This window comes from Pelatocladus sp. (genome assembly GCF_059505505.1).
This window is the reverse complement of record NZ_JCACKS010000225.1, coordinates 25,591-35,361: the sequence shown is the minus strand read 5'-3', so window position 1 is coordinate 35,361 and position 9,771 is coordinate 25,591. Positions and strand designations below refer to the sequence as shown.

Annotated in this window: 6 protein-coding genes; 2 read left to right on the top strand and 4 right to left on the bottom strand. The window is 40.2% G+C overall.

The window, feature by feature from the left end; translation table 11 throughout:
• The 4 genes from AC5JMK_RS21220 to AC5JMK_RS21205 form a co-directional block, all read right to left on the bottom strand.
• Positions 1–1,137 (bottom strand): tetratricopeptide repeat-containing S1 family peptidase (locus AC5JMK_RS21220; RefSeq protein WP_495910970.1); only part of this gene is annotated, 1,137 nt, incomplete at its 3' end.
• 393 nt (positions 1,138–1,530) lie between these two features.
• Positions 1,531–1,797 carry a hypothetical protein gene (locus AC5JMK_RS21215; protein ID WP_495910969.1) on the bottom strand — a complete coding sequence of 89 codons (267 nt, stop codon included), beginning with the start codon at positions 1,795–1,797 and terminating at the stop codon, positions 1,531–1,533.
• 183 nt (positions 1,798–1,980) lie between these two features.
• Positions 1,981–4,887, bottom strand: coding sequence for an excinuclease ABC subunit UvrA (gene uvrA / locus AC5JMK_RS21210; protein ID WP_495910968.1), 2,907 nt, complete (start codon positions 4,885–4,887; stop codon positions 1,981–1,983).
• 228 nt (positions 4,888–5,115) lie between these two features.
• On the bottom strand, positions 5,116–5,658 hold the full coding sequence (locus tag AC5JMK_RS21205) for a DUF2267 domain-containing protein (protein ID WP_096672965.1): 543 nt from the start codon (positions 5,656–5,658) through the stop codon (positions 5,116–5,118).
• Between the two features lie 371 nt (positions 5,659–6,029).
• Here AC5JMK_RS21205 and AC5JMK_RS21200 point away from each other — a divergent pair, with 371 nt between their 5' ends.
• Both AC5JMK_RS21200 and AC5JMK_RS21195 read left to right on the top strand, forming a co-directional pair.
• Positions 6,030–8,180, top strand: a complete 2,151-nt coding sequence (locus tag AC5JMK_RS21200; RefSeq protein WP_495910967.1) for a peptidase domain-containing ABC transporter — start codon at positions 6,030–6,032, stop codon at positions 8,178–8,180.
• Positions 8,181–8,204: 24 nt separating this feature from the next.
• Positions 8,205–9,617 (top strand): beta-barrel domain-containing protein, encoded by a 1,413-nt coding sequence (locus tag AC5JMK_RS21195; protein ID WP_495910966.1) that lies wholly within the window; start codon positions 8,205–8,207, stop codon positions 9,615–9,617.
• Positions 9,618–9,771 lie beyond the last annotated feature (154 nt).

The following is a 9,771-nucleotide window of genomic DNA, read 5'->3' as shown; positions in this document are numbered from 1 at the left end:
GGGATTAATTTTGAGAGCTTGGTTGTAATCAGCTATAGCCCCTTTATGGTCTCCCAATTCATAGCGGGCTACACCCCTGTTGTAGTAGGCTTGGGCTAAGTTGGGATTAATTTTGAGAGCTTGGTTGTAATCAGCTATAGCCCCTTTATGGTCTCCCAATTCATAGCGGGCTACACCCCTGTTGTAGTAGGCTTGGGCTAAGTTGGGATTAATTTTGAGAGCTTGATTGTAATCAGCTATAGCCCCTTTATGGTCTCCCAAATCCGAGCGGACTACACCCCGGTTGTAGTAGGCATCGGCATAGTTGGGATTGAGACGAATCGCTTCTGTTAAATCAGCTATTGCCCCCTTGTAATCTTTTTGATCATACTTATCGTTAGCTTTGATAAAGAAGTCATCTGCTTTCAGCCCAGTCGCCACAACATCCGGTGGGCGCACTCCCACATCTACACCCACAGCTAACATTTGCCGCAACGCTGAATAAATAGTAGTCCCTAAACCCGTAATAATCTTACTCTGACTTTTCTCACCAATTTCTTGTTCATCAACTCTGCCGTGAATTGCTACCACTTCCCCCTGTTCATTTAGCACAGCCCCACCACTCATACCACTCAAAGTATCGTTATCGTAGAGAATGTTGTAACCATCACGCTGCGCCGCACCGTTAGCTTGAACTTGTCCTTTGTTGAAAAATAACTGCGGATTAGAAATTGCTGCTGTTCTGCCCGGAAACCCTGCTACATATACACTCGTACTAGATGTAGCCTTGTCAGAATTCCCAATCTTGGCAAGTTTATAATCCTTGCTACTACTAAACTCAACCACAGCCAAATCAACATCTGGTAAGCGTTTGACAGATTTAACCTGATTGGTTTGTGTATCTGGCGTCATAATTTCGTACTTACCACCATCTTTCATCACATGATAAGCAGTCAAAACTGTGTAAGTGTTGCCAGAATGTTTAATCAAAACACCCGAACCAGAAACAGTTGGATCTTGAGTATCGACAATTCGCACAGTAATTTCTTTACCAATGCTTTCCACCTGTTGCTGAGATAAAGCGACTGCAACTTGTGATTGCACCAAAACCATCGATACGCCGATGAATACAGGTGGCAGTGTATACAAGTACTTCATTTTATATAAAAGAGTGTGTTGCTGAAAATTGTGAAAATATATGGCAATAAAAAAAGCTACAAATCAAACTTGCAGCTTTTCGCAATTATACTGAGATATATCAAGAAAAATATAATTTTTGAGTAAAATCATATCTTGCATCAGCTTTTCATCCCGCCAATAAATAAATTTATTGGCTAATAGCTAAAGTCAGATAAATCTGACTAGGACGGTGTTTGAGCCCGTTTTAATGGACTTATGCTATTAGCCTCATTCCTTAATTCTGAGGCGGGATATGGGGTTGGTGCAAGATATCAGTGAACAGTTAATACCATTTCACTAAAACCTTGGTACAAATACAGGCGGTGTAGAGACGCGAAATTTCGCGTCTCTACAAATTTATATGGATCGTGATTAACGTGAAATGGTATAACAGTTATCAAGTTCTGAACTCGAAGTTTCTCGTTTCAAGCTAGAAGTTTGTTGTTTCAAACCTGGAATTTCTTGTTTCAAGCTAGAAGTTTGTTGTTTCAAACCTGGAATTTCTTGTTTCAAGCTAGAAGTTTGTTGTTTCAAGCTGGAAGTTTCTCGTTTCAACCTAGAAGTTTGTTGTTTCAAGCTGGAAGTTTCTCGTTTCAACCTAGAAGTTTGTTGTTTCAAACCTGGAATTTCTGGTTTCATATCAGGTTCGCTTGATTACTTATAATTCCCTTTGAACCCCACCCCGGTTTTGTCTAACGCCAAAACCGCCCCTCCCCGCACGCGGGGAGGGGTTGGGGGTGGGGTGCAATGACTGTGGGAAATATAACTAATCATCCGAACTTGATATTAAACCCGATCGCTCTCCCCACCCTACCTACTTATTCAATTCGCCAAAGCTACTGGCGGATACTGCTGCAACACATGCTTCAAATACTGTCCAGTATACGACTTAGGATTCTCTGCAACTTCTTCTGGCGTACCTTTGGCAATAATTTCTCCGCCTTTATCGCCACCTTCTGGTCCCAAATCTATCACCCAATCGGCACAACGAATCACATCTAAGTTGTGTTCAATCACCAAAATCGAATTACCTTTGTCTACTAATCTTTGCAACACATCTAATAATTTGTGGACATCATAAAAAGATAAACCTGTGGTTGGTTCATCAATTAAATAAAGAGTTTTTCCTGTTGCGCGACGTGATAATTCTGTTGCTAACTTGACTCGCTGTGCTTCCCCACCAGACAAAGTTGTTGCGGGTTGTCCTAAATGAATGTAACCCAAGCCAACATCTACTAAAGTTTGCAAGCGGTTAACAGCTTTGGGAATATTCTGGAAAAACTCCAAAGCTTCTTCAACCGTCATATTCAAAACATCAGCAATAGATTTGTCTTTGTATTTTACTTGCAATGTTTCGCGGTTGTATCTTGCACCTTTGCAGACTTCACACTGCACATACACATCCGGGAGAAAATTCATTTCAATGACATTCACACCTTGTCCGCTACAAGCTTCACAACGTCCACCTTTGACATTAAAAGAAAATTGTCCTGGTTTATAACCCCTCGCTTTCGCTTCAATGGTAGCTGAAAAGGTATCACGAATCACATCAAAAATACCTGTGTAAGTCGCTGGGTTAGAACGAGGTGTCCTACCGATAGGTGATTGATCAATAACGATCGCTTTATCAACTGCACTCAATCCCTTAATTCCATCAATTTCTTTTGGTAAAGGAACCTTACGAAAAAGGTGATGTTGCAATGCTGGGTAAAGTAATTCATTAATTAAAGTTGACTTCCCAGAACCAGAAACACCTGTGACAGCGACGAGTTTACCGAGGGGAATCTCCACATCTATATTTCTCAGGTTGTTGCGACAAGCATTTTTAATAACTAAACTTATCCCATTTCCTTCTCTCCTATTTGCAGGAGTTTGAATCACTCGCCTTCCCGATAAATACGCACCCGTCAAAGAATTTTCTGCTTTTAATAAAGCTTGTAAATCACCCTCAGCAATTATATTACCGCCGTGAATACCTGCACCCGGCCCAATATCAACTATATGATCAGCAGCCCGAATCGTTTCTTCGTCATGCTCAACGACAATTAACGTATTCCCCAAATCCCGCAACTTCGTTAAAGTTTGCAGTAACCTACCATTATCGCGTTGATGCAAACCAATACTTGGTTCATCTAAAACGTATAATACACCAGTCAACCCAGAGCCGATTTGTGTTGCCAAACGAATGCGTTGCGCTTCTCCACCCGAAAGCGTCATCGCCGGACGATCTAAAGTTAAATAATCCAACCCCACATCCAACAAAAACTGCAATCTCGCCCGAATTTCTCGCAACACCAAATCTGCAATCTGCATTTGGCGATCGCTCAACTTTAATTGATCTACTCTCTGGCGACACTCACGAATTGACACCCCCGTCAAATCTAGAACTCGGTACTGTCCCAATTGCACCGCCAAAGCTTCGGGCTTCAAACGCTTTCCGCCACACACTGGACAGGGTTGATCAATTAAATATTGTTCCAATTTTTGCTTAACTAACTCCGTACCTGCCTCATATTGACGCTGCAATATGGGAATTACCCCTCTAAAAATTTGTTTTTTCTGAGCTTGTGCGGTTTCTTCTCCATATAAAATTATCTGCTGCTGTTCTTCAGTCAACTTTTGCCATTGTGTCTGCAACTCGAATCCGTAAGCTTGACTCAAATCATACAGCAACTCTAAATAATAAGAATTATCCTTTTCCGACCAAGGCGCGATCGCAGCATATAAAGGTGCTTCCGGGTCAGGTACTACCAACTCCGGCGAAAATGTTTTTAAAGTGCCAAGTCCATGACAATTGGGACAAGCACCGTAGGGCGAGTTAAACGAGAACAAGCGCGGTGATAATTCCTCCATCACTGCACCATGTTCTGGACAAGCAAAGTTTTCGGAAAAAACTAATTCTTCGTCATTGTTAGACCCCCCGCCTTCACCAGAGGGGGTTTCCTCAGAATTTGGAGTAAAAAGAATTACTGCTATACCTTCGGATAGTTTTAAACACGTAGACAGTGAATCGACCAAACGCTCTTGCATACCGTCTTTTTTCAGCAAACGGTCGATGACAACTTCAATCGTATGTGTAAAATTTTTATCTAACTCAATCGCGTCTGAAAGTTCCCGCACTTCCCCATCGATACGCACACGCACAAAACCTTGGGAAGCGAGACTAGATAACAGCTTTTTATGAGTACCTTTTTTCCCTCGTACCACAGGTGCGAGAATTTGAAAGCGGGTGCGATCGCTCAATTCCATAATCCGATCCACCATCTCATCGATAGTTTGGGGAGCAATACAGCGATCGCAAATCGGACAATGGGGTTCTCCCGCTCGTCCAAACAATAACCGCAGATAGTCGTAAATCTCCGTCACCGTTCCCACTGTCGAACGGGGATTATGAGAAGTTGATTTTTGATCAATGGAAATCGCTGGACTCAACCCTTCAATTGACTCCACATCCGGCTTATCCATCTGACCTAAAAATTGCCGAGCGTAAGCACTCAGAGATTCCACATAACGGCGCTGTCCTTCAGCAAAAATTGTATCAAATGCTAAAGAAGACTTACCAGAACCAGACACACCCGTAAAAACAATCAGGCGATCGCGTGGTAATTCTAAATCAATATTTTTTAGGTTATGCTGCCTAGCACCCCGAATCCTAATTGTATTGGAGCTGTTGGGATTGGGATGGGGAAGGTGTCCATTTAGGGATGCAGCAAACTGAGTTTCTGACATATCAACAGGCTAATAAATATGGGGCAGCACAAAACAGTCCTTAATAATACTAGCGTTGACTTGCCCAAATAGAACAATCGTACTGTTTGATTCATTGGGAATTGGGGATTCTCCAGAGGAGACGCACTCGCGTTCGGGAATCGGGAATGAATCAGTTAACTGTTACCAGTTTAATTTGATAACTGATAACTGATAACTGATTAGTTGTCCGCGATCCCCAATCTCCAACTACGCCTGTTCCCAAAGTTCGCGCACGTGACCAGGAAGCCAGCTGGCAATTTCCTGAATGCGCTCTTCGGAAAGTTCTTCTTTGGTAGCAGAGAATACAGCTTTTACGACTTGCTCACGATCAGCTGTGCGTGGTAATCCTCCCTCGTTTGCTACTCGGAAGAGGAAGCGATCGCTATCAATTTTGAAGATACCAGGGCCTTGCCAAGGTGGACGTACCCGGCTCAAAAAGCCCACGATAGGATTGGTATCTCGCCAGAGTTCGGCTACTTTTAGGTTCTGGAGTTCTTTCTCTTCTGTAGTGTAGGCGGGTTCATGCAATTCGGCTTCGACTTGATCTGCTGCTTTTGTGGTCATTAAATCACGCATGACGCGAAATACAACTTCAGTCAAATCTCTAGCATCATAAGGATCAGCAAGTCCACCTCTGACCATGACTTTTTCCAGAAACGATCTGTGTTCGTCTGCGATCGCAGTTCTGGAATCTTCAACCTCAGTAGGATCAACTTCCGGTAAGTCTTTTCTTAAAATTTCGTCTGGCATATTTTGTTCCTGTGTTTTTTAGTATTTGGCAATTATGCTCATTTACTAAATTGCACTAGTTAAAAATGCTTAACACCGTTCAAAGGTTGGAGAAGCCGGGTAGCCAAAAGTTAGAGATTATTCTAGTTCTAGTCTCACAAATCAATTCTGAGGCGGACTGGATGAGAATGAAATAGCTTTGTTGCATATAGTCTTGACAAATAACAGATTCCAGATAATTTGTAGATGTAAGCAATTTACTAAATAATTAAATTTAAAAGCATAAATTCTATATTTATTTTATATAAAAATTTAGATATTATAAATTACTAAACAAAATATTGTTAATTAAAATCATTAATTAAATAAAAGTTAAAAAGCATTTTAATTTTATGAAATATGCTCATGTATTACAACATAGCAAAGAAGATTGTGGCGCCGCTTGTCTTGCTTCAATCACAAAATATTACGGAAGTCATTTTACTCTCAACCACATTCGTGAAGTCGTAGGTACTGGACAATTTGGAACAAGTTTGTTGGGACTAAAACGAGGTGCTGAAAGGCTCGGTTTTAATGTTCGTCCTGTTAAAACTTCACCTGAAATCTTAAACCAAATCAATCAAGCACCCTTACCAGCAATTATTCATTGGAAATGTCATCATTGGGTAGTTTTATATGGTAAAAAAGGCAAGAAATATGTAGTTGCTGATCCTGCGGTAGGACTGCGGTATCTGTCTCCACAAGATTTAGCAGAGGGTTGGACAGATTGGTTGATGCTTTTATTACAGCCAGATCCAATCAGATTTTATGCTCAACAGAGCGATCGCATCGGTGGTTTTTGGCGTTTCTTCAAGCGCATCTGGAATTTTCGGGCAATTTTAGCTCAAGCTTTACCCCTGAATCTAATTTTGGGATTGCTATCTTTAGCTTCTCCTTTTCTATTACAAATTCTCACTGATGATGTGCTAGTTCGAGGTGATACAAAACTTCTCACTACGATGGCGATCGCTGTAGTTGTAATGAATGTTATTTCTAGCAGTTTATGTTGGATACAGTCTAACTTAATTGCTCACTTTGCTCAACGTCTGCAATTGGGGCTAGTTCTGGAATTTGGACATCAAATTCTACAATTACCACTCTTGTACTATGAAGTTCGTCGGAGTGGAGAAATTGTCAGTCGGCTACAAGATATTAACCAGATTAATCAACTAGTTTCTCAAATTATTGTTAGTCTACCTAGTAAATTTTTTATTGCCATAATTTCTTTAGCAATAATGACTTATTATACTTGGAAATTGACGATAATAGCTCTTTTCATTTCTATATTAATGGCGATATCTACAATTATCTTTCAGCCCACTCTACAGCAAAAAACTCGTGATCTTTTAGTTACAGAAGCTGAAGCACAAGGTGTTTTAGTAGAAACTTTTAAAAGTGCGCTTATTCTCAAAACTACTACAGCATCACCACAATTTTGGGAAGAATTACAAAGTCGATTTGGGCGAATTTCTATCCTGACACTAGGCACGATGCAAATTAGTATTAATAATAATATATTCTCTACCTTAGTTTCTGGAATTGGTAGTGTTGCTTTGCTTTGGTTTGGTGGGAATTTAGTAATTAATCCAGATGAAAATCTCAGTATTGGGCAACTACTTGCATTTAACTCCATGAATGGTAATTTTGTCAGCTTAATTGCTACTGTCATTACTTTCATAGATGAATTTACTAAAGTAAAAACTGCCACACAACGCCTTGCAGAAGTTATAGATACCACTCCAGAAAATCAAGATGATGGGAAAAAGCAGTTTGTTACAATTTCTGAAGATGCTGACCTTATCTTTAGTAATGTTAGCTTTTATTACCCTGGTCAAGTTGAACTACTAAACGACTTTAATTTAACAATTCCTGCTGGTAAAGTGACCGCCATTATTGGTAAATCTGGTTGTGGTAAAAGTACTTTAGCTAAAATAATGGCGGGTCTATATCCACTTAATTCTGGAAATATCCGCATTGGAATTTATAATCTAGAAGATATCTGTTTAGATTGTCTACGTCAACAATTAGTTTTAGTTCCCCAAGATGCTCACTTTTGGAGTCGCTCTATTATTGAAAACTTTCGTTTAGGAGCGCCTGAACTTACATTTGAGCAGATTGTGAGAGCTTGTCAAATTACGGAAGCAGATGATTTTATTAGTAAACTTCCTAATAAATATCAAACAGTTTTGGGTGAGTTTGGGGCAAATATTTCTGGTGGACAACGCCAACGTCTAGCAATAGCAAGAGCCATTGTTACAGACCCACCAGTGTTGATTTTGGATGAATCTACTAGCGGACTCGATCCAATCAGTGAAGCGCAAGTTCTAGATCAGTTACTGAAGCATCGTTACGGTAAAACCACGATTTTGATTACCCACCGTCCCCAGGTAATTAATCGTGCGGACTGGATTATAGTCCTAGATCAAGGGAAGTTAAATACTCAAGGTTCTTTAGCGCAATTACGCTGTCAATCTGGAGAACATGTGAAATTTTTAAATCCTTAATTATTCACACTTATTCGTGTAATTATGCTCTACACTCAGAATCAAAAACTTCTACCATCAACTTCAAATGAAGAGTTTCTTCCCCCTGTTAGTCGTTGGACATCCTTAGCAGGATTTTTTCTTGTCGGGAGTATTGTCGCTAGCATTAGTCTGTGTTCATGGATTAAATACAATGTGACGGTAAAAGCTAGTGCTGTTGTGCGTCCTACAGGAGAAATTCGCCTCGTGCAATCGAAAATTGAAGGGACTGTTAAAAGTATTTTGGTTAAAGAAAATCAATTAGTTAAACAGGGAGAGGTAATCGCTTATCTTGAAGATAAACAATTACAAATTAAAAATAACCAACTGCAAGGTAATATCCAACAGAATAAATTACAAATAATCCAAATTAATGCTCAGATTAAAGCTTTAGATTCCCAAATTCTTGCTGAAGCAATAGTAGCAGACGGGACAGTAGCTTCTGCCAAAATAGATTTGGAACGAAATCAACGGGAATATCAACAGCGACAAATTACCACCAGTAGCGAATTACTTGTAGCTCAAGCAAATTTGCAAAAAGCTCAAGCAAACTTGCAAAAAGCTCAAGCTGATTTAAGCTTTGCAGAGATGGATCGCGATCGCTATCAACATTTATCACAAATTGGTGCCATTGCGAATCGGGATTTTGAGCAGAAAAAGCTAGTTGTTAAACAAACTCAAGCCATACTTGAAGCTGAAGAAAAAGCTGTTGATATCGCCAAAGCTCAAGTGGAATCAGCTAAAGCTGCTATTAATCCTACCACTGCCACAGTGGCGATCGCTCAAGAGCGCATTACCCAAGAAACTGCAAGAGGAAAAGCAACTATCGCTTCTTTAAAAAAAGAAAAACAAGCTTTGATTCAGCGTCGAGTTGAAATACAAAACCAACTCGGACAATCTCAAAAAGAACTCCAGCAAGTAGCAAATCAGCTGCAAGATACTATTGTGCGAGCAACTAGTAATGGTATCATCCTCAAATTGAATTTGCGAAACCCTGATCAAGTGCTACGAGTGAGCGAGGTAATCGCTGAAATTGCTCCTAATCATACTCCTATTGTCATTAAAGCAATAATTCCCACTCAGGAGATCAAAAATGTTGCAGTTGGTCAAAAAGTACAATTGCGAATTGATGCTTGTCCTTATCCTGATTATGGAACTCTCAAAGGGGTTGTTGAAGTTGTTTCTCCAGACACAATTACATCCACAAGCAACAATATAGATGCAGCAAAATCAGGATCTACAACTTCTGTTCTTAACTACTTTGCAGCGACTATTCGACCTCAAAGTCTAACATTTAGAAATGGTGAGCGCCAGTGTCATATCCAATCAGGAATGCAGGTAAAAGCTGACATTATTTCTAGAGAAGAGACAGCGCTGCAATTTGTGCTGAGAAAAGCCAGGTTAGCTACTGATTTATAGATCATGACACAATACGTACAGATAGTTAGTCAACAATATTACAAACAGATGCGAACATATACAAGCAAATCCAATACTGCTCGGATAAGACAAATCGATTGACATTTAAACCCACCAGAGACGCGATATATCGCGTCTGGTACAACCCCAAATG